The 21694-nt window shown below is 49.8% G+C and carries 22 protein-coding genes; 6 read left to right on the plus strand and 16 right to left on the minus strand.

What is annotated here, in order from left to right; genetic code table 11:
- Positions 1-21: 21 nt before the first annotated feature.
- Complete coding sequence (locus IQ260_RS05820) at positions 22-1311, minus strand: ATP-binding protein (RefSeq protein ID WP_193991711.1); 1290 nt, start codon at positions 1309-1311, stop codon at positions 22-24.
- A gap of 14 nt (positions 1312-1325) precedes the next feature.
- On the opposite strand from IQ260_RS05820, the gene IQ260_RS05825 reads away from it, so the two are divergent.
- Positions 1326-1634 carry a TMEM14 family protein gene (locus tag IQ260_RS05825; RefSeq protein WP_193991713.1) on the plus strand — a complete coding sequence of 103 codons (309 nt, stop codon included), beginning with the start codon at positions 1326-1328 and terminating at the stop codon, positions 1632-1634.
- 27 nt (positions 1635-1661) lie between these two features.
- Here the strand turns inward: IQ260_RS05825 and IQ260_RS05830 are convergent, their stop codons facing one another.
- Positions 1662-2711, minus strand: coding sequence for a dipeptide epimerase (locus tag IQ260_RS05830; protein WP_193991715.1), 1050 nt, complete (start codon positions 2709-2711; stop codon positions 1662-1664).
- A 233-nt stretch (positions 2712-2944) separates the two neighbouring features.
- Here IQ260_RS05830 and IQ260_RS05835 point away from each other — a divergent pair, with 233 nt between their 5' ends.
- On the plus strand, positions 2945-4015 hold the full coding sequence (locus IQ260_RS05835; protein ID WP_193991717.1) for an LOG family protein: 1071 nt from the start codon (positions 2945-2947) through the stop codon (positions 4013-4015).
- A 41-nt stretch (positions 4016-4056) separates the two neighbouring features.
- Here IQ260_RS05835 and IQ260_RS05840 read toward each other — a convergent pair whose 3' ends face one another.
- The 8 genes from IQ260_RS05840 to prfB all read right to left on the minus strand — a co-directional run bounded on the left by IQ260_RS05840 (position 4057) and on the right by prfB (position 11529).
- Complete coding sequence (locus tag IQ260_RS05840) at positions 4057-5658, minus strand: N-acetylmuramoyl-L-alanine amidase (RefSeq protein ID WP_322744900.1); 1602 nt, start codon at positions 5656-5658, stop codon at positions 4057-4059.
- A 287-nt stretch (positions 5659-5945) separates the two neighbouring features.
- Positions 5946-7280, minus strand: coding sequence for an aminopeptidase P N-terminal domain-containing protein (locus IQ260_RS05845; RefSeq protein ID WP_193991719.1), 1335 nt, complete (start codon positions 7278-7280; stop codon positions 5946-5948).
- A gap of 53 nt (positions 7281-7333) precedes the next feature.
- Positions 7334-8092 carry an MBL fold metallo-hydrolase gene (locus IQ260_RS05850; RefSeq protein ID WP_193991722.1) on the minus strand — a complete coding sequence of 253 codons (759 nt, stop codon included), beginning with the start codon at positions 8090-8092 and terminating at the stop codon, positions 7334-7336.
- Positions 8093-8198: 106 nt separating this feature from the next.
- Entirely contained in the window at positions 8199-8810 is a 612-nt protein-coding gene (locus tag IQ260_RS05855; protein WP_193991723.1) for an anthranilate synthase component II, read from the minus strand.
- A gap of 102 nt (positions 8811-8912) precedes the next feature.
- Entirely contained in the window at positions 8913-9356 is a 444-nt protein-coding gene (locus tag IQ260_RS05860) for a diacylglycerol kinase family protein (RefSeq protein ID WP_193991725.1), read from the minus strand.
- A gap of 263 nt (positions 9357-9619) precedes the next feature.
- Complete coding sequence (ybeY, locus tag IQ260_RS05865; RefSeq protein ID WP_228015608.1) at positions 9620-10141, minus strand: rRNA maturation RNase YbeY; 522 nt, start codon at positions 10139-10141, stop codon at positions 9620-9622.
- 4 nt (positions 10142-10145) lie between these two features.
- Entirely contained in the window at positions 10146-10319 is a 174-nt protein-coding gene (locus IQ260_RS05870; protein ID WP_193991727.1) for a DUF3285 domain-containing protein, read from the minus strand.
- 84 nt (positions 10320-10403) lie between these two features.
- Positions 10404-11529, minus strand: a protein-coding gene (gene prfB / locus IQ260_RS05875; protein ID WP_193991729.1) for a peptide chain release factor 2 whose coding sequence is annotated in 2 segments (ribosomal slippage) — positions 10404-11453 and positions 11455-11529 — 1125 coding nt in all. Because the reading frame shifts where the segments join, the coding sequence is not laid out codon by codon here.
- A gap of 76 nt (positions 11530-11605) precedes the next feature.
- Here prfB and IQ260_RS05880 point away from each other — a divergent pair.
- From IQ260_RS05880 to smpB, 4 genes are all read left to right on the plus strand, one after another.
- Complete coding sequence (locus tag IQ260_RS05880) at positions 11606-12232, plus strand: TenA family protein (RefSeq protein ID WP_193991731.1); 627 nt, start codon at positions 11606-11608, stop codon at positions 12230-12232.
- A gap of 59 nt (positions 12233-12291) precedes the next feature.
- A complete protein-coding gene (locus IQ260_RS05885) occupies positions 12292-12945 on the plus strand; it encodes a Uma2 family endonuclease (protein WP_228015611.1) in 654 nt (217 codons plus the stop codon).
- A 176-nt stretch (positions 12946-13121) separates the two neighbouring features.
- Complete coding sequence (locus tag IQ260_RS05890) at positions 13122-13388, plus strand: YciI family protein (protein WP_193991733.1); 267 nt, start codon at positions 13122-13124, stop codon at positions 13386-13388.
- Between the two features lie 52 nt (positions 13389-13440).
- Positions 13441-13926 (plus strand): SsrA-binding protein SmpB, encoded by a 486-nt coding sequence (smpB, locus tag IQ260_RS05895; RefSeq protein WP_193991735.1) that lies wholly within the window; start codon positions 13441-13443, stop codon positions 13924-13926.
- On the opposite strand, the gene IQ260_RS05900 is transcribed toward smpB, so the two are convergent.
- From IQ260_RS05900 to tig, 6 genes are all read right to left on the minus strand, one after another.
- Positions 13923-15458, minus strand: a complete 1536-nt coding sequence (locus IQ260_RS05900; protein WP_322744901.1) for a peptide ligase PGM1-related protein — start codon at positions 15456-15458, stop codon at positions 13923-13925. The two genes, smpB and IQ260_RS05900, sit on opposite strands and share 4 nt — an antisense overlap.
- A gap of 171 nt (positions 15459-15629) precedes the next feature.
- Positions 15630-16415, minus strand: a complete 786-nt coding sequence (locus tag IQ260_RS05905) for an RNA polymerase sigma factor SigF (RefSeq protein WP_193991740.1) — start codon at positions 16413-16415, stop codon at positions 15630-15632.
- A 483-nt stretch (positions 16416-16898) separates the two neighbouring features.
- Positions 16899-17735, minus strand: a complete 837-nt coding sequence (locus IQ260_RS05910) for an alpha/beta fold hydrolase (RefSeq protein ID WP_193991742.1) — start codon at positions 17733-17735, stop codon at positions 16899-16901.
- A gap of 76 nt (positions 17736-17811) precedes the next feature.
- Positions 17812-19158 carry an ATP-dependent protease ATP-binding subunit ClpX gene (gene clpX, locus IQ260_RS05915; protein WP_193991744.1) on the minus strand — a complete coding sequence of 449 codons (1347 nt, stop codon included), beginning with the start codon at positions 19156-19158 and terminating at the stop codon, positions 17812-17814.
- Between the two features lie 12 nt (positions 19159-19170).
- Positions 19171-19866, minus strand: coding sequence for an ATP-dependent Clp endopeptidase proteolytic subunit ClpP (gene clpP, locus IQ260_RS05920; RefSeq protein WP_228015613.1), 696 nt, complete (start codon positions 19864-19866; stop codon positions 19171-19173).
- A gap of 126 nt (positions 19867-19992) precedes the next feature.
- Positions 19993-21372, minus strand: coding sequence for a trigger factor (gene tig, locus IQ260_RS05925; RefSeq protein WP_193991746.1), 1380 nt, complete (start codon positions 21370-21372; stop codon positions 19993-19995).
- Positions 21373-21694 lie beyond the last annotated feature (322 nt).

Raw genomic sequence — 21694 nt, forward strand, 5'->3', positions numbered from 1 at the left:
CTTACCCACGGTATGCTCTCCTCAATCCAAGGCTAATTCCGCTGATAGAAAATCAATAAACTGACGGGCACTTCTGCCTGATCGGCCATTGTGGCGAGTGGCCCACTGTTTAGCGCGATAGTCCAAGTCCTCCATGGGGAGATCAAGACCCGCCTGCTGTGCCAGATGATGCACTATTTCCAGATACATCGGCTGATCGGCGGCTTCAAAGGTCAGTGTGAGACCAAAGCGATCGCTAAAGGAAAGTTTTTCTTGGACCGTATCCCAGGATTTAAGCTCATCTGCGTCCCTAGGTCGTGGCCGATCGGCAAAAAACTCCCGCACCAGATGCCGTCGATTAGACGTAGCATAGACCACCACATTTTGAGGACGGCGAGTGATTCCACCTTCCAGTACGACCTTGAGTGCCTTAAAAGCATCATCATCCTCTTCAAACGAGAGATCGTCCACAAAGATAATAAACTTTTGCAGCTGATGCCGTAGATGTTCCACAATTACCGGCAGGTCGCATAGGTCGGCCTTGGCTACTTCGATTAGACGTAGCCCCTGGTGGGCATATTCATTCAGTAGGGCTTTGACCAAGGACGATTTACCAGAGCCACGGCTGCCGTAGAGCAGCACATTCAGCGCGTTAAACCCAGCTAGTAAAAACTCAGTATTTTTGACTAGCAAGGCCTTGACCTCATCGTAGGCCGCTAGCTGCTCTAGACGAATAGGGTCGGGCTCAGCAATTCCCGTCAGCTGTCCCTGCTGCCAGCGAAAACCACAGAATTGGCCAAACTGTCCTGTCCCTTGTCTCTGGTAGTAGGCAACTAATTCAGAAATGCCCTCCGACCAATCTTGAGGTAGATCAATAGGCATAGACTCTGGCAGTAAAGACCAGACAACCGGTGATTGAGGGAGTTGACAGGCCGTTTGTATACACTGACTAATGTGACTTGGCGTTAGATTATATAACCCTTGGAGAATCTGTAAATCTTGACGAGCGGCTGCGATCAGAGGCACTGGTAGCTCAGATAACGGTAGCCGCTGAACGGCTCGGGTGAAGGCATTATCAGCCACCAGCAATTGCTCAAGTATATGGTCTCCCCAACTTTTACCCGTTTGGGCTAGGGCCTGAAACCATCGACCGTAGGCGGTGATGCAATGGGCCCGTTCGTTGGGTAAGCCTTTACTGGTGCTGAGGGCCTCTAGCAATGACAAAAAAGTCTGGCCGACAGTATCGTCGAGAACAGCCTGATAGAGTAAGAGAGAGGCCGCCTGCTGTCGGTACTGAGTGATGGTAGCGGTTGTGGCCCCAAATTCGTTCATCCCCAATCTGCCCTATGTCATTAGGACTCATCATCGCATTGATCTATGGCATTCTCGCCATTGTCGGTGGCGTCGTCGGCTACCTCAAGGCCAGGAGCACCCCTTCCCTGATTTCAGGCATTGTCAGTGGTCTGTTGTTACTGATTGGGGCATTGCGGGCGGCTAAAGGTATTGCCAGCGGTCTGTGGGTAGTCAAGATTGTGACGCTGGTGCTCGTCATCGTGTTTGTCGTCCGGCTGATAAAAACAAAAAAGTTTATGCCCGCTGGTTTGATGGTCATCGGGGGTGTGGTCACGCTGATAGGGGTATTTGCCCAGGGATGATGGGGATAGCGATGCCGATTTTGTGTGCTAAAGGTCTGTTCCGATGCCCAACCCAGGTTGAGCGTTAGGCATGAGGCGACCGAGTTCTAGCTGGGCTCCGGTAAAGGGATCGTCTTTGAGGTTAAGGTGGCTGTCGAGGTCGAGGTGGTTGGCCAGGGGGGAAAGCTGGGCCAGGGCCGTGTTAGATAGGGTGCTGTCGGAATAGCAGCCAAACATCACCCCCAGACCGCAGGCGCGGGCTGTGTGAATCATGCGGTGAGCTTCGGTGAGGCCACCGGATTTCATCAGTTTTATATTGATGCCGTCAATGTGCGGAGCCAAGGGCATGATGTCGCGGCCGGTGAAGCAGCTTTCATCAATAAAAATGGGCAGTGGAGAATGCTGTTTGAGTTCGCCTAGCTGATGGTTGGCACTGACGGGGAGAGGCTGCTCTAAGTAGGTAACCTGGCGCTCTGCCAGCCAGGTAGCCATGGTTTTGGCGTCGTCTAGGGTCCAGCCGCCATTGGCGTCAATGCTGATTTTGTCATGGGGGCGAAATTCGGACTGGAGGGTGCTAAACATGGCCTGGTCAGCAGTGATGCCCGCCGGACTGCCCAGTTTGATTTTGATGGAGCGTAGGTCTGGGTAGTCGGCATGCCAGCGGCGGATGCGATCGCACGCCCCCTCCGGCGAGCTAATCCCCACCGTTACGGCTGTGGGGCCAATCCGCTGGCGGTCTAATCCCCACAGCTGCCACAGCGGTAGCCCCACCTTTTTGCCCAGCCAGTCCCAGAGAGCAACATCGATGGCGGCACGGGCAGCAGAGCAGGGACCGATTTGGTCAAGGCTTTCTTCGATGATTTGGCGGTCGAGGGGATGGTAATGACAGATACCTGCGGTGATGTCATCCAGGGCTTGGGCGATGGTTTCAGTGGTTTGGGTTTGCTCACCGCTGGAGAAGGGAGTGGCTTCGCCATAGCCGGTGATGTGGTCAGCCGTGATCTGGACAAATAGATTAGTAGACTGGGCGCGGGTTCCTCGGCTAATGGTGAGGGGGACTTTTTTATGGACAGTGACGGGTTGATAGATTATTTCCATGATCTAGTGTTGGTAAGCAGTCCAATAGCAGGTCAACACACGCAAATGACCTCTGGCCTCAGAACATTTGCTATACAATTGTGGCGCTAGACGTTTTGAGCAAATGGTTAGAAATCGTAGCATTGCTGATCCTCGGGCTAGGCTTGTTTATATGAGGACCGTCAAATAGCAGTGATTACAGATTGGTCTACCCCACAAATCAGCAATCGCAAAATCCTCACTAACTAGTATTTATGGTCACCTCTCCAACAAAGTTACCTGTTCACCTGCAAGAGAATATTTCTGAAATTATCACCCAGCTGCCTTCCATGGAACATGGGGCCGTAATCCAACAAATTTTAGAAACCTTGGTGAGAATGATTGGGCGAGAGGCGGATCGACTGGATGGGAAGATTTTTAGCATCACCCTGCAGGATATGGAGCTAGGGTTCCAGGGCTTCTATCCTCACCGCCATACGCGTAAAATTGCAGTGTTCGGCTCGGCGCGTACCCCCTCAGAGCACCCTGACTATCAGCTAGCGAAGACGTTTGCCCAGCGTGCCGCTAAACAGGGTTTTATGATTATGACGGGGGCTGGGCCGGGCATCATGGAAGCTGGCAACGAAGGAGCGGGTGTTGATCACTCCTTTGGTCTCAATATTCAGCTGCCCTTTGAACAAGGATCGAATCCGATTATGGAGAACGATCCAAAACTGCTGACGTTTAAGTACTTTTTTACGCGTAAGCTGTTTTTCCTGAGGGAATGTGATGCCCTCGCCGTATTTCCCGGTGGGTTTGGTACCCAGGACGAAGCGTTTGAGTCGTTGACCCTGGTGCAGACAGGTAAAGCGGAGCCGATGCCGATTGTCCTAATTGATCATCCCGGTGGCAACTATTGGCAGGGTTGGGATACCTATGTGCGTGAGCACCTAATGGCGAATCGGCTGATTAGCTCTGATGATCCGAGCCTTTATGTGATCACGGACAATATTGACGACGCCTGGGATGAGATTACCAACTACTACCGAGTATTTCACTCTAGCCGATACGTGGATGATCGCCTGGTGCTACGGCTGACGTCTTGTCTGCGACCTGGGGCTTTGGATGAGCTTAATCACACCTTTGGTGACATTGTGGCGGCTGGCAAAATCGAAATGACCGATGCGTTACCGGAAGAACACGAGCAAGATGCTGAAATAGCGGCGCTTCCCCGTTTGGTCTTTCAGTTTAATCACCGAGATTTTGGTCGTTTGCAGCAGCTGATTCGTCGGTTAAATTCCTTGGGCGAACACTGTGAGGCTACCGATCACCCAGAGCATAAGTAACCAGCAGACAGGTCAGGCAGCTCGCCTTACGGTCAATACGGCTAGAATTCGCGCTGAATGTGGGTGAGGATGCCGCGTGCGATCGCATTAGCCATCTCGCTGCGCCATTCCGGGTCGCGCAGGTTGTGAATATCCTCGGCTCCGGTCACAAACCCAACTTCGATCAAAATAGCGGGCATAGATGTGCGTCGGATAACATAGAATCGAGCCTGACGTACCCGGCGATCGGACATCCCCATGGTCCGCAGTACAATGTCATGGACGGTGCGAGCAAAACGAGCCCCAGCATTGGAATAGTAATAGGTCTCTAATCCATTAACATCAGGGCGACTGAGGCTAATGGCGTTGGCATGAATACTGACAAAAAGGTCGGCATCGGCGCGCTCAGCGATCTGTACCCGTGGGTCTAAATCCAGCTCAATATCCCGGTTGCGAGTCATCACTACCTCCACACCCTGCTGTCGGAGGATAGCTGCCACCTGCTGGGAAATTGGAAAAATTACCTGCTTTTCCTGCAGTCCGCCAATGCCCACAGCGCCCGGATCACGTCCACCGTGGCCCGGATCAATGGCAACCACAATCCGCTCCTGGTTAACTCTTGGGAGTTGCCCGGACGTTGCAGGCTCCGACGCGCGAGGCGGCAAAACTCGCTCGGGTCGGGGGTTACTCTCCCTAGAAGGACGACTTGTAACAGGTTCGGTGGGCACCGAAACGCTGGTAGCTCCACTGTCTGGCACATCTCGAATGGCCACCCCATCGGGGAGCACCACAATGCCTTGCAGTCCCGTACTAATTTCAGTGACAATTGTTCGCCAGTCAGGGCTATCCTCGCCAAGGGTCATGGTGACCAGCACCGTCGAACCCTCTTGGGACACATCCCAGCTTTCTATACTGTAGCGATTGTCTGGTAATGAGGCTGATGTCAGCCCAGGGGCAATGGCGCTATCGGGTAGCTCCAAAGTAATTTTTCGCTGCGGATCGCGCCGCCGGGGCCGGGAGCGGCTTAAATTTACCTCCGGTTTTTGACCAGACACTCGAATAAAGAAACCATCCGCTGTGGCCACAATGCTTTCTACCTGTGTAGGCTGCTGCTGGTTAGCACTATCAGTCGTTACCTGGTTGTTAGCAGACTGAGTGTCAGACCGGACGGACTGATTGGATGTAGAGCGTCCAGGTCTGGCCGCCTGGCTCGCACGAGAACTATTAGCTGTGGTCAAGTCTGGCAGTTGTACAAACCAGCGGCGGTTGGTCTCGCCTTGAACCTGTACTTGCTGTGGGTCTAGGGTATACCCCGGCGCCAGTTCGATGACGATACGAGCTGTCTGGCCATCGAGCTGACCGACACGGATTTCTTGGAGACCGGCCTGTAATCGTTGCCGTGTTGTTGAGCTGGTTACTTGGGTGTCTGGTAGGTCAATGACCAGCCGCGTTGGGTTAAATATGAGCTGGGCGGTTGGCCGTACCTGGGTATCGGTGGTAAAGGTTAGCCGATTTTGCTGTTGGTCAAAGCGCCAGAACTGAAGGTTAGCAGCATCTGCCGGGAGTGCAATTAAAACAGCCCCCAAAATGCCAATTACACCAGATGTCAGGCCAGACACCCTGTTGCTAACTACCTTACTAAACCGTAAAGGATTGCAATGCACAGCTTCAGTTCCTTTCGATAGTAGCGATCCCAAAGCTAGCGCAATGGATGGATAACTCCAAGATCAAAGTTGCAAGACTCAAAGTTGCAAGACTCAGAGTAACTGCATTTGCGCAATGTTTGAAGGCGTGAGTGTTAAACATTCACCTGTCCAATCACAATTCAGCCGTTTAAGAACATACGCTAAATAAACGCTCTGTTAATGTGCCCCAAATCAATCGGGTTTGTTACAGAATAGGGGTGGTGACAGAGCCGTCTGGAAATAGGTTCCCAAAAACTAGGACAAGATTAGGACATACTCAGTGCCACACGTCGTGATTCCATCGCTGACAGACTCTTGGGTACAGCAGCGGTGAGAATTTCATGGCCCGCTGAGGTGACTAGCACATCGTCCTCAATCCGAATACCGATTCCACGCCACCGCTCTTCCACTGCGGGTTGGCCTTCTGCCGGTTCGTAGTTAGGGGCTATGTAGATCCCTGGTTCAACTGTGACTACGTTCCCAGGGGCAAAGGGCTGCCAGGTTTTATCGGGATTGCGCAAGATCCCACTGTCATGGACATCGAGACCTAAAAAGTGCCCTGTCCCATGCATAAAGAAGGCCTTATGTTTTTTTTCTTCGATTAATGTGTCCACCTTACCCACAAGCAGACCGAGATCGACTAAGCCTTCGGTGATGATGCGGGTAGCGGCGTCATGGAAGTCATTAAAAGGACGACCTGGCTGGACGGCTTCAATCGCCTTCAACTGAGCCTCTAAAACCAGTTCATAGAGAATGCGCTGCTCAGGGGTAAAACGCTCGCCCACAGGAAATGTACGGGTAATGTCGGCGTTGTAATAGCCATAGGCGCAACCGGCATCAATGAGCAATAGCTCATCGGCCTGCATTTGGCGGTCGTTTTCGACGTAGTGCAAAATACAGGCGTTGCTACCGGAGGCCACAATAGAGGGATAAGCCACGCCTAGGGCTCCTCCCAGCCGAAAAATATGCTCCATTTCTGCCTGGATTTCATATTCATAGCGACCGGGGCAAGCGATAGCCATGGCGTGGTTGTGGGCTTTGGCGGATATAGCTACAGCTTTACGCATCTGATCTAGTTCGCTGTCGCTTTTGACCCGGCGAAACTGCTGCATCAACAGCCGCCCATCTTCAATGGCGACTGGCCCCCGACCGCGTTTAGGGTATTTGGCTAATATCCGTTGCCACAGGGTCAGCATGTGCTGATCTAAGCGGCCATCGTTGCCAAATTGATAATAAAGGCGGTCAGCATTTTCCACATACTGGGGCAGCTTTTCGGCTAGTTCTTCGATGGGGTAGGCTATATGCGCACCGTACTTTTCCTTGGCGCGATCCACCCCGGTGCGACGGCCTGACCAGGTTTCTTTTTCCTTGTCCTTTGGACGTACGAATAAAACAAACTGGTGTTCTTCGTGGTGAGGGGCGAGGATTGCGATCGCATCCGGCTCATTAAAGCCTGTCAAATAGAAAAAATCACTGTTCTGACGAAATGGGTGTTCCACATCGTTATGCATAACAGCGGTTGGCGCACTCCCAAAAACAGCCGTCCCCTGACCGATGACATTCATCACGGCCTGACGGCGCTGTTGATATTCTAGATTCATGGACATGTGAGGTGGTGTGAGCAGTTGTCTTACATTATTTAAGACAGAACCATTTAAGACAGAACCTTAATCCGCATTCCGCTAGCTGGCAGACTACCACCCTGGAGCGTCAGTGTACTACCCACTCGGTCCACGGGTGTACCTGCCATCACCCCCAGAAAATCGTCTATAGCGTCCAACTCACAGCTGCTGCTGGCCGCACCCGTGCGATATTGAGTGGGGATAACTATCCGGGGCTGTAGACTCTCGACCGCCGCCGCTGCTTCTGCCGAATCATACGCCTTGGGACCGCCACCCACCGGTACTAGCAACACATCAGGACGGCCAATTAAAATCTTATCCTCTAAGGCAATCGGGGCTGCAGCTCCACCGAGATGAACCACGTTGATGCCTCCTTGACTCCATTTCCAGGCGGTGTTGGTACCAAATCGTCTGCCGCCTTCTCGGTCATGGGGCATGCCAATACCCTGGACACTCAACCCATTAATTTCATAAGCACCAGGTTCGTCCAGCAGATTAACCGCCGCCGGGTTAGGAATAAATCCTTCATCTAACAGCCGACTGCTAACTAATACCAAATTTGCACCACTCAACGAGGGTGCTGGATAACCCTGGGTGCACCCCCTGGGATCAAAGGGGTTCGTCACAATAGTTTTGCCACTACCCGAAAACTGAAAACACATGTGCCCCAAGGCAGTAATCCTCAATCCACCTGTTTGAGCTTGGTAGGCTTGCCAATTAGAGGCAATTCCCAGACCAAGGGTACTGACGAATGCTGCACTGGCATTCTGAAGCAATTGCCGCCGTTTCATATGTCCTCACATCCCATTGATATCAACTGTCCATGACTTGTTATAGTGCCACAGCCTCGGGCCACTCGCTAAACAAGGTAGACAGTTTTCTCGTTTCCACGCTGTACTAAGCAGTGACTGGGACTTGGGTTGGAATGGCGCTCAAGAAGTTGTGCAGTAGCTGTTTACCTGACTGAGTTAACACACTTTCGGGATGAAACTGTACCCCTTGAATATGGGGAAATTGGCGATGTCGCAGACCCATAATCGTACCGCCGTCTAGCCAAGCAGTGATTTCCAAACACTCAGGGCAGCTGTCGCGGTCTACGATCAGACTGTGGTAGCGGGTTGCTGTCAGTGGATTATCTAATCCAGCAAAGACCCCCTGGTTGGTATGGATAACAGGGGAGGTTTTGCCATGCATCAGTTCAGATGCCGCTGTCACCGTACCACCAAACACTTGACCAATGCTTTGATGACCTAAACACACGCCCAATATGGGCAGTGTGGGACCCAACTCTTGGATCAGTGCCAACGAAATACCAGCATCATCAGGAGTTCCTGGACCGGGGGAGATTAAGACCCCATCGGGGGCCAACGCCCGAATCTGTTCCAGGGTAATTTGGTCGTTGCGAAAGACCTGAATATCAGCTGCAACGTCCAGGGTCTGCCCCAGCTCTCCCAAATACTGAACCAAGTTGTAGGTAAAACTGTCGTAATTATCAATGACCAAAATCATGCCGTTGCTGATTTAGAGAATGAACCGACCGGCTAGTGACCTATGGGCCGATGAAACCATAGTTCGGGGTAGCAATGTCGCATCGTTTGCCTTGAGCCCAGCTTAAGATATGCCTGTGTTGAACAGGACAAATAATGGCGGTAAATAGATAAATGCGGCCACCAGGAGAGCCGCCATGGCTGCGATCAGAACAGCGCCAGCGGCACAGTCTTTCGCAATCTTGGCCAACTCATGGTAGGTCTGGCCAACCGTCAGGTCCACTACGGACTCTAGGGCCGTGTTGATCAGCTCAATGACCAGGACAGCACTAACGGTGATGGCAACAACGGCAGCTTCGAGGGCCTGAATGTGGAGCATGATGCCCAAAGACAGTGCTACCAGCCCAATCGCTAGATGGATACGAAAATTTCGCTGAGTTCTGACAGCATAGACAATGCCTGCCCAGGCGTAGCGAAAACTAGTCAACAAATTAGGCGCAACCTGCCAGGCAGTTTTGCTTTCCTTTTTGCTCTTGGGAGCGGTTTGAAGGTTAGATGAAATAGACATGCACGAACCTAGAGGTGATGTATAAGTCAGTACCGCAGTACAAAACTAGTTAATTCAGCCGTCAGTGACCAAAACGATGGGGTTACCGACTAGTCCATCAAGATGGCTTTAAACTACTTCGGACCTAGTTAATCGAAGCCTGAAACTACTAAATAGGTTCCCGAAAGAATTATCATTTTGCAGACTATGTTAACCTTCATCAAAATCTGTAATCGTATATTACCTATCCAGATTAAGGAATTAACACCTATTTTGCTAAGCTTCTAAACTTCTAAGCCGATTAAATTGATCGTTTCCAACAGACGATACTGCTTGTCTAGCATGATTTTCAGGCTGGCGTCATCAGGATGGTCCCATCCTAATAGATGTAAGAGGCCATGGGCTGCTAGCCATGCCAATTCTTGGGACAAGGTGTAATGGTCATTGTGGCGCTGACGCTGGGCGGTTTCGACAGAAATAATCACATCTCCCAAGGGGCGTGGCGAGCTTTGGTAAATAACTTCAGCACCAGGCATGTCAGTATCCTGAGTTGCAAAGGCTAAGACGTCAGTGGCCTGATCTTGGTGACGATAGGTGGCATTCAACTGCTGGATGGTGGCATCGTTGGTCAGCAGAAGACTGACTTCATACTGGTTAATGGGGGATGCAGTCGGTTGCAGCTCGCTTAGCCATGTCTCAAACCAGATTTGCCAAGTCTGTGGAGTTGGCAAACCTGATGATTGAGCTGGCACCAGCTCTGTGGTGTCTACCCACAGGTCTATCTCGGGGCTTAAATATTGCGTCAAGATGTCACCGAGTCAAATAGGCTAGGCCGACTAACACTCCGAGTAAGCCTGTAGCGGTTAGAAAAAAGTGAAATAAGGATTTGCCGCCTTTCTTGACCATATTGCGCATGGCCAACTTGACGTAGCTAGGGACAGGCTCAGAGGTGGCTGTGTTTGGGGGAGGCGGAGACTGGGTCATGGGTGTTGCCAATAGGTTTTTTAATGGTGGGAGAATTCTTCTTAATATTAAGTCATGTGTCGACTCTCAACAGAATGAGGCGCACTAGAGGGTAGTTTCCTGCGTAATTTGATTTTCTTGCTGAAGCAGGGCTTCAATAAACGGGTCGAGATCGCCGTTCATGACGTCGTCCACTGCAGTGGTTTCAACATTGGTGCGTAGATCTTTCACCATTTGATAGGGATGAAAAACGTAGTTACGAATTTGATTGCCCCAGGCGGCTTCCACCATGTCGCCCCGAATATCGGCAACGGCCTGCGCTTGCTGTTCCTGGGCGATGACCAGTAGCTTTGCCTTGAGTAGGGCCATGGCTTTTTCTCGGTTTTGTAGTTGCGATCGCTCCTGGGTACACCGCACAGATAGCCCCGTCGGCAGGTGAGTAATGCGCACAGCAGTTTCCACCTTGTTCACATTCTGACCACCGGCTCCCCCAGAACGCGACGTTTTAATTTCCAACTCCTTGTCTGGAATATCCAGTTCGATGGTGTCATCCAGAACCGGCATCACCTCAATACCCGCAAAGCTGGTTTGGCGCTTGCCATTGGCATTAAATGGGGAAATCCGTACCAGACGGTGGGTGCCCTTTTCCGCTTTAAGGTAGCCATAGGCGTAGCGTCCGTCAATTTCTAAGGTGGCTGATTTCAGACCCGCTTCATCGCCCTTAGATTCTTCTACTAACTTGACGCTGTAGCTATGCTGCTCACACCAGCGGGTGTACATCCGTAGCAGCATTTCTGCCCAGTCTTGGGCATCGGTACCCCCAGCGCCAGCGTTGATCGTCACTACCGCATTATTTTTGTCATAGGGACCGGACAGCAGCTGTTCTAGTTCCCACTGGTCAAGGGACTTTGTCAATGTCTGTGCTGTTTCCTGGGCCTCGGTTAGCAGGGCGGGGTCGGACTCTACTTCTAGCAGCTCTGCAATGGTTTGAATATCCCCTAGCTGTGTGGTCCAGGTATTGAGCTGTTCTAAATAGGATTTATATTCGTTCAGGGTTTGCAGCGTTTTTTGCGCCTGTTCCTGATCGTCCCAAAAATCTGGCTGGGCAGCGACCTGCTCTAGGTCATCGATCTTTGCTTGAATGGCAGGCAGGTCAAAGATACTCCTGAGCTTTGCCCAGGCGGTTGGTGAGCAGCTCGCTTTCGCGTTTGAGGTCGGACAGATCTAGCATTGGGTGCCAGTGAAATGGTTTCAGCCTATTAATTCTATAATGTCACCCGCAGACTGACCGCAGACTTGATCTTCCTATGGCCCTTTCCACTAAGCTTTGGCAGCAGTACTTAGACCTCGCGAATGAAAGCCTTTCCCATCCCTTTGTACAGGGCATTGCCGATGGTACGCTGCCAAAGCAGACATTTGCCTACTACGTGGGGCAGGATGTGTTTTTTCTAGAAGCCTTTGCCCGCGCTTACAGTATTGCAGCGGCTAAGGCTCCCACATGGCAGAGCTTTAATGTGTTTCATGATTTAGCAGCTGGTGTGCTGGCAGAACTCAAGCTGCACCAGGGCTATGCCCAAAGCTGGAATGTGGATTTGGCTCAAGTCAAGCCAGGCATGGCGACACGGCAGTATACGGACTTTTTGCTGGCAACGGCGTGGAGCCAGCCCATTGGAATGACGGCGGTGGCCATGTCCCCCTGTATGCGGCTGTACGCTTACTTGGGCCAGCAGCTGGCTGAGGGCGGAATTCCTGACCATGCCTACAAAGATTGGATTGCCACCTACAGCAGCGATGAGTTTGAGCCGTTAGCCGCGCAGCTAGAGGCCATCGTCGATGACTATGCCGAAGATACTGAGCTGATTCAAGATACCTATCGCTATGCCATGGTGTGTGAGCGAGATTTCTTCCAAGCTGCTTGGCAGTATAAGGCTTAGAGATCTGCCCGAAGCTTGAGTCGCCAAGCTAAGATCAGACACAAGCAATCGAGATACCCATGGCGATTCCTCAGCTTACGATTACGCCAGATACGGTTGAGCTTTCTCCGGGTGGAGAAGTGGTACTGCGCCACCAAACCTGGTCCAGCTATGAGGCGTTATTGGCTCAGCGTTCTGACAAGGCGGCGATTAAAATTCGGTTTGATGCTGATGCTCAAGAAATTCGCTTAATGGCTCCTCTCCCCAACCATGGCAAGCGTTCGGCCGCGTTGGCAGATTTTGTTAAGGCGATGCTGCGCTATCAGAATTTAGATTGGGAAGAGTATGACCCCATTACCCTCAAGCGATTTGCTAAAGCGGGTGTAGAGCCAGACCGCTGTTTTTATATTGCCAACCGCAAAGCCATATTGGGTAAGGATCGCATTGATCTATCGGTGGACCCGCCGCCAGATTTAGCACTGGAGGTGGACTGGACCTCGTTTACCTCAGCCAAAGATTACCAATCGATTGGAGTGCCTGAGCTATGGATTTACCGGTCCCAGTCATTTCACATGTATGTGTTTGATGGCTATGGCTATAAAGTTAGCGAAAGCAGTTCCATATTTCCAAAATTACCGGTGTCCCAGCTCATACCTGAGTATGTAGAACTTGCTTGGAACAAAGGTTCAAGCGTTGCATTACGGCAGTTTGAAAAGACACTTTCTCAGCTTTGATGACTAGAAAATGAGCCAACGGACGAGAAGGGATAAGTTTGGTGTATCTGCCAGCGCTGGCCATCATGGCGCAGCAGCGTTAATTTCTGGGCGATAAAATCAGCGCTTAGCTATTAATCTTCCTACAATATATTTTGTGAGGCCGTCATCAGGCCGCTATCTAGGATTTTTTATCTATGGTCTGGTTTGTCAAAATTGAGCACGGCATTGTCAATAAAGCCACCTTTGATCAGTTTGTTCCCGCCCATGTGGCCTATGTCAAAGACCTGATTGCCAAAGGTCACCAGGCCAAGACGGGCTACTGGGCCGAGCGCGGTGGCGGTATGCTGCTGTTTCAGGCATCCACGTTAGATGAAGCCCAAGCTATCGTTCAAGCCGACCCGCTGATTCAAAATGGCTGTGTGGACTATGAGCTACACGAGTGGTGCGTAGTGGCCGAATAGCTCGCTACAATAGCATATCCGGGCTCGGCCCCTATCGTTCTCTTTGATCCGCATGGCGAAAACCAACAAAAAATCCCAGCCCAGTGACGGCTTTAAGGTCATGGCTGACAATCGCCAGGCTCGATTTACCTACGAAATTTTAGACAGCTATGAGGCGGGAATCGCCCTTAAAGGCACTGAGGTCAAATCGATTCGAGCGGGCAAAGTGAATCTGCGAGACGGCTATGCCCAGGTCAAAAATGGTGAAGTGTGGCTGCTAAATGTCCACATTTCGCCCCACAACATGACCAACCAGGTCTACAACCACGAGCCGCGTCGCGAGCGTCGGCTGCTGCTTCATAAAGACGAAATTCGTAAGCTGATTGGCAAAGTGGAAGAAAAAGGTCTCACCCTGGTGCCTTTAAAGCTCTATCTCAAAAAAGGTCGGGTGAAAGTCAATATTGCGGTGGGGCGTGGTAAGAAGCTCCACGATAAGCGTGAATCCCTCAAGAAAAAGCAGGAAAAACGCGACATTGCCCGCATGATGAAGGACCGCTAGCTGGTTTCGCGGTCCAGGGCAGTAACCACTTGTTCATAGATTTGCTCGGCTTCTTCGGGGGTATTGCCAATGCAGGTCAGGCCCAGCTTGCCATATTCCGAAAGACAGCCCATCAGATGAAAGGTAACGCCCGTTCCGGCAATGGAGTTGAAATGCAGTTGCTCCACCATGATGATGTCCATCAGGTCATCGGGTAGCAGCCCCTTGTAGTGCTCTTTTTGTAAGTTGTCCGAGGCTCGATAATATTTGGGCTGCCCTTGGGGTGTGTAAAACTGCCCGTCTTCAAGGTTATAGCCACCGTTGGTCAAGAGCTGCAGCGCCATAAAGGGATGTGTGGTTCCCCCTTTGCGCAAATTGATTTCAATGGCGTTTAGGTCCCACTGCTGCGGGCCTTTTTGGACGGCAATAAAATCAACGCTGTATCGCTCTAGGGCACCGCGCTGGGCTAAGACTTCTCCAACGCGTCGTCCCATTTCCTGTAGCTCCATCCGATAGTCGCTGTCTGCTGGGAACCGGCAGCCTAAAAATACTTGCCCATCAGGCCCACCCAGGATTTGGTCATGGGTGGACAAAATTTCCACCGTTCTATCGGGGGTAATGTGACCCTGGACACTGGGGGAGCGTTTGATGTCGCCCTCGATAAAGGCTTCTGCGATCGCACCCAGTTCGCCAATTTTGCGGTTAAAGTGCTCCCATGTTTCATGGATATACTGAAAGCGCAGATGCTCCAGGGCGTTGAGTACGGTAGTGACACGATCTTCGTGGCGAACTTTTCCAGGGGCCACATCAGTCAGATCGTCTAATCCGAGCAAGGCGTTCCCTTCCCCTGAAAAGCCTTCGTTAAGCTTGATGACGATGCGCTTTAGGTCAGGCTGCCGCTCCCAGAGTTTGGTGGTTGCGATCGCAAGCTCCTTTGCATCATGGGTTAGCTCGCTACCGTCTGGATGCGGTACATCACAAGCTGCAAAAATTTCACGACTGCCCGCCTTCGTACCCAAATCCAATAAAGCCGGAGGCACCGCCATCAAAGGAATGTCTAGCTTTAAGGCTAACTGCTGCTCCCAGTCCGTGGAGTTGTAACACACCATATAGGCCTCTTGCGGCGAAAGATAGCGCCGCATCCGCTCGATTAACCTCGGACGAGCAAGAATCTTTTCGGTCAATGGTCTCTGCGACCCATCGTAGGTGGAAAACAGCCGTAAACGATTTTGGGCATGGGAACTGGGAATCCCCGGCAATAGCTCTAAATAATAATCCACAACGCTCGGATGCAGCGGCTGTGATGTCACATAGATTAAGGCCGTATTGGGATTGCGCAAATGCAGTAGCGAGAACAGTAATCGCTCTTCATAGTGGTGTACCCCCTCGATTTTGCCCAACTCCTCTTGGTCCAGGCTCAGAGACGGGACCACCAAAATTTGTCTAGGAGCGCGGTCAAAGCAGTCAATAGACTGCCAGCACGTCGTCAGTTGGGTCTGAAGCTGATGAAATCTCGATTCATCTCTGGCTATACAGCTGGCTGACTCAGACACTACGACTACTCCTTTACCAACACAGCGGCTCATTGCCCTTATTACACCAGATTAAAGGGATCTGTTTATCTCCTGCTACAAAAATAGCGACGTGGGACAAAGCCCACGTCGCTATGCATTACCCAGTAAAGGGGAAAGACTTCAGCGAAAACAATAACTTTGCCAAATGCCCTATGGATCAGTCTGTAGGGTCTGGGGTTGCAAATAGGCAATCATTTGTTCCACACCGCGTTGAATGCGACGGGTTACCGTCATCGGACTTACTCCAATCCGCTCAGCTACTTCTTTGCGCGAAAGGCCCTTAAAAAATACAAATTCAATCGCTGATCGGGTTTTGTCCTCCAACTGACCTAGAGCCCGCTGTAGCTGCTGCCGATCCTCCTCTAAAGCCTGTAGGAGCTGATAATGCATATCAGGAAGCGTATCCCCCAGGGTAATAGTTGAGTCAGTTTGATGACAAACGGTGGCATCCAAACTCAGAGGCATACGATTTTTATTAGCCATTTTTACCTGCCGCCACTCTTTGACCGAGATAGACAGCGCTTCAGCCATTTCATGATCAGACGGTTGGCGACCGTAGTGACGAAGTAAATTGGCCTGTAGTTTTTGACTCGCCTTTTGCAAATCTTGCCAACGACGGGGGATTTTAACACTGGAGCCCCGATCTCTCAAAAAATGCAGCATTTCGCCGCGAATGTAGGGCACAGCAAAAGAACTAAATGCACATCCTTGACTTGGATCAAACCGCTCAATAGCTCGAATCAAACCAAGATATCCAATTTGTTCGAGATCCTCATAGGGTTCCGCGCACTGATGACTGACGCGATGCGCTATTTTTCGGACTAAACCAGCATTTAATCGGACTAAATCATTACGCAACTTAATTGATGGCTGTTGTTTATATGCCATCAGCATCTCCATCCCGCGAGAGCGAAGCGATGAGGTTTGAGTAGCCATAGTGTGCCAAATATCCTGTGTCAGGGAGTTAAATCGTGATTTAAGTCCATTGTCGGGATGTTGACTTAAGCACACCATCGTTGGATTACGGGACTCGGTCTATAAATTTTCCGAAAGGCTCCGTGTATTCACTCTGGTTGTTTAAATAGCTGCTTTGGTTTAGATCTCTCAAACCCTGACGCTAAGATACTTTGGCGGCATACCGCTGGTAGATCGTCTAGAGAATTACATACTTATGGAAAAGTATATTTATCTACCCTTTGCAAGGATCTAGATTCGATTTTATGGGCAAACCCTGGGTTTTTTATCTCTTACAGTTCGCTTTCTCACAGTTCGCTTATATAAGCTTGTCCATAGGATTCCCATCAAGCTTTATGGATATAACTTTTTCTACAAATTTTTCTACAAATTTTTTAGATACAAAGAGTCGTTGACTGAGTCGCTAACTAAGCGGAGTGATAGCTAGCAATACGTTTGGAACGGTTAACCCTGAAGAAAATCCGTGGTCACTGATAAATAGGTTGGCGTATCTTCCAACATGGGAAAATGCCCGGTCTGTGGAATTTCAATGTACTCAATGCGAGTGTTGAGGGATGCTGCCTGGCGCCCTAACTCAGCAGGCGTAATCTTGTCGTATTGACCAGATATGAGCAGTGTGGGCACACTAATGGCTGTAAATGCCGCAGGCATGGCCTCTGTGGCATGCTTACTCACCGAAGCTTTTAATGTTTCCATGGCTGTAGCTGTGTCGGCTTGTAAAAAATCCTTCAGAAATATTTTTTTATCAGCGTAGGGAATTTGTCCTTTCAAAAAGCGCGACATAAAAACTTGAGGAGCTAAAGGTATATAAGATAGCCAAGCTGGTCGAAACATAACGACATAGCTACCAAACCTCTGAAATGCGTCAAAGGCCCGCTTATCATACTCAAAAGAACCATTGCACGTCAGAATCGCTTTATTAACTCGTTGGGAAAATCTTTGCAGGAAGTACAGGGCCACTGATGCTCCCATAGAATGACCGCTGATAGATACACGGTCTAACTTGAGGGCATTTAACAAACACTCAAGATCGTCGGCAAAGCTTTCTAGCGAACCACCTAGCTCAGATGTCGTGCTTTGAGCAGCCGCAGACCGGCCAAACCCTCGCAGATCGTACAGTAAACAATCAAAGTCACCTTTCATAACCTGGGCTATGCATTCCCAGTAACGAGCGGAACCTCCCCAGCCATGCAAAAAAACTAATGTTGGACGATGGCCTTGGGGGCCATCGCAAACCCATTCATAGTAGTGATCAACCCCGTTCAGTGTTACGTAGGCCATGTAAACCCTATCAGCAGCTGTACCCTGTTCAGGATGCCACTTAGAAGATACACAGTCGTGTAATCAACAGGTTTAATTAAGCAGATTCTGGCTTAGGTAATGAAGAAGGATGTAGTAAAAGTTCAGCGGTAGAGCGTTTTTCTACCATATCCCGAGTGATTTGAAAGCGCTTCATATCTTTCCGAGACGGCAGCTCATACATGATATCTAGCATGATTTCCTCAATAATGCTCCGCAGCGCACGAGCACCAGTCTTCCGGCGATAGCCTTCCTGAGCAATGGCCCGAATTGCATCTGGTTTGAACTCCAGACTTACATTGTCCATAAGCATTAACTTCTGGAATTGCTTCACCAATGCATTCTTGGGCTCGGTTAAAATAGCCATCAAGGCTTCTTCATCAAGGGGGTTAAGGACCGATATGGCTGGAATGCGGCCAATAAACTCGGGAATCATACCAAACTTGACAATGTCATCAGCCTCTAAGGACTTTAAGACGTCTGCTGCTCGTTTATCTCGATTAAATTGAGTTTGGGGTTCTCCGGAACCTTGAACGAAGCCCATTGATTTTTTACCAATGCGTTGTTCAACAATTTTTTCTAGACCCACGAAGGCTCCACCGCAAATAAATAAAATATTGCTAGTGTCAATCTGAATACAGTCCTGATAAGGATGTTTCCGCCCACCCTGGGGAGGGACATTGGCAACGGTACCCTCTAACATTTTCAGCAGTGCTTGCTGCACGCCTTCACCAGAGACATCTCGCGTAATCGATGGATTCTCACTTTTTCGTGCAATCTTATCGATTTCGTCAATGTAAATAATTCCTCTCTGGGCTTCTTCAACATCCAGATCTGCCACTTGCAATAGCCGTAGCAGAATATTTTCGACATCTTCGCCAACATACCCAGCTTCAGTCAATGTGGTGGCATCGGCGACTGCAAAGGGAACGTCCAAAATTTTAGCCAACGTTTGAGCCAGCAGGGTTTTACCCGAACCCGTTGGACCAATTAATAAAATATTAGACTTTTGTAGTTCTATATTGTCTTCTCCTGGGTCACCTCCAGACTGGATATAGCTCAGGCGCTTGTAATGGTTGTAAACTGCCACTGAGAGGACTTTCTTAGCCTCATTTTGACCAATGACATGCTCATCTAAATAGGATTTGATGTCTCGAGGTTTAGGAATCTGATTGAGGGAGATATGGGACGGAGACTTACGTCCACGTTCAGGCGGTTGCTCCCGTCGAGGCGCAGGGGGAGTAACTGCAGAGCTAGAATCGAATAGCTCTTCGTCTAAAATTTCATTACAAAGGTCAACACACTCGTCGCAGATATAAACTCCTGGACCAGCGATCAGTTTACGCACCTGTTCCTGAGACTTACCGCAAAAGGAACATTTAAGATGGGAGTCATATTTAGACATATTGGCCCTAACCTAGTGCGTTGACATCAAATTGGCAGTAGTATCGTGAGAAATTACGGTGTCGATCAAGCCATAGTCAGAAGCTTCAGCCGCAGACATAAAGAAATCCCGCTCAGTATCCTCTGCGATCTTGTCCAAAGGCTGCCCAGTATGACCAGCAAGTAACTCATTTAATCGCTGTTTAAGATACAGAATTTCCCGAGCTTGAATTTCGATATCAACCGCTTGTCCTTGAGCACCGCCTAAGGGCTGATGAATCATGATGCGAGCGCTGGGTAAAGCCATCCGCTTACCCTTTGCCCCACCAGATAGCAAAAACGCCCCCATACTAGCAGCTAATCCAAAACAGATGGTGACCACATCTGGCCGAATTTGCTGCATCGTATCGTAAATGGCCATACCCGCTGTAATCGAGCCCCCTGGAGAATTAATGTAAATTTGAACATCTTTCTCCGGCTCTTCAGCATCTAAATATAGTAGCTGGGCCACAATCGAGTCGGCTAGGGTGTCGTCTACACCACTTCCCAGAAAAACAATACGCTCTCTGAGTAATCGCGAGTAGATATCAAAGGCTCGCTCCCCTCGACCAGACTGCTCCAACACTACTGGTAGCATACTGCTCGCTCCGTCATTGCTGGCAGATGACAGACTGCTAGCAATGATTGGTACGTTTTCACTGCGGCAGGGATGAAACATTGATGAATACATAGATTACTCAACAGTGTACTTATACATTATGCCCTATCCCCTCCCAAGCAGGGGATGGTCCTCACACTCTAACGAAAACCAACCGATTTCAACATTGGCTAAGTAAGGATTTTGTAATCGACGTAGCTACTCCTCTTCGCTAGCCGCATTACCGTCTACAGCCTTGGTATCATCATCTGTCTGACTCAAACTACCTTCAGGTACTAGCTCCACAGTGGCGTTCTCAGCCAGCCATGCCAAGATCTTTTCCTTTAAAAGATCCTCGTTGACGACCTGTTTCAACCGATCTTGATCGATATCTGCTGGGTTATCAACTTCAGCCATCATTTCCTTTATGCGAGCTGCGATCGCGTCCTCCTCGACGCTGATGGATTCCTGCTTCGCTACTTCTCCCAAAGCTAGCGTGCGGCGAAGACGCTCAGTGGCTTCAGGTTTGGCATTTTCACGCATATTACCGACCAGTTCTTTGGTCAAGAATTTATTGATGTCAATACCTTGATTAGACAGCTGCATCACTGTTTGGGTGACGATATGGTCTACTTCTCGCTGGAGCAAAGTTTTGGGGATTTCTACTTGCAAGTGAGTAACTAGTTCATCTAAAAGGGCCTTTTCGGTGTTGGCTTTAGTGGCATCTTCAGCTTCTTTTTTAAAGCGTTCTTCCAGGGACTGCTTTAATTCCTCCAGGGTTTCAAATTCGCTGACTTCCTGGGCAAGATCATCATCTAAATCAGGGAGCTCACGTTCCTTTAGATCATTCAAAGTGATGGCGAAGACGGCTGGTTTTCCTGCTAGATCTTCTTGGGGATATTCCTCTGGAAAGGAAACTTCGACATCTTTAGTTTGTCCAAGTTCCATACCAACGATGCCTTCAACAAATCCTGGAATAAATCGTCCTTCCTTAATTTCGACCTGAAATTCGCTTGCACTGCCCCCTTCAAATTCTTCAGGAGGTTTACCCTCTTCAACGGTTTTTCCAACGAAGTCTACGACGGCAACATCGCCTTCTTGTGCTGCTCTGTCTTCAATTGGCACCAGACTAGCTAAATTTTGCTGATAGCTCTCTAAGGTTTCGGTAATGCGCTCAGAATTGTAAACAACTTCTTCCGACTGGACGGATAGATCCTTATATTGCTGAAGCTCGGCTTGAGGCGGCACATCCACTGATGCTGAGATTGTGAGTGATTTACCGGGTTCAAATTCCTCGATCAGGGTTTCGAATCCGGACCGTAGCTGATAGTTACCTAATGCTTCAATTTCTTCTTGGGCGATAGCTTTGTCAATAACGGTCTGGACAAGCTCTTCAAGAGCTGCGGCTTTGAGTCTAGTTGCACCCAACTGCTGTACTAGGATCTGGCGCGGCACCTTACCTTTACGAAACCCAGGAATATTAGCCGTTTTCATGTATTTGCGCAGAGTTTGCTCATAGGTCTGCTTAGAGATGTCCGCAGGTACTTCTATTTCTAGGCCAACCTGGCTATCGGGCAGTCTTTCCTGGGTAACTTTCATTGGGGATTTCTGTTCTAGTTGATTGGTTGCGCAGAGGTTTTACCACAAATCGACCTTGTAAAGTTTTGATCCACTTGAGGGACAGCACGTTTACATCTCAGTCGAGTGCCGTCTTGATTCAAGACTCAACACCACCTTTGCTGGGAAGAAAAGTATCGTGGGTGTGTAAGGAACGCCTAGAATTTAATGCTTAGAGCATTAGCTGCGAGCGCAATTAGCTATATTACCTGATTATTCCTCTCTGAGACCGTAGAGTCTGAAATGGAGATGATGATGTTTTTTCCCTTCCGGCTTGGTTGCCTTCAACCGAATATTGCCTGAA

The sequence above is a fragment of the Leptolyngbya cf. ectocarpi LEGE 11479 genome, from assembly GCF_015207065.1.
Lineage (GTDB): Bacteria > Cyanobacteriota > Cyanobacteriia > Phormidesmidales > Phormidesmidaceae > Leptothoe > Leptothoe ectocarpi.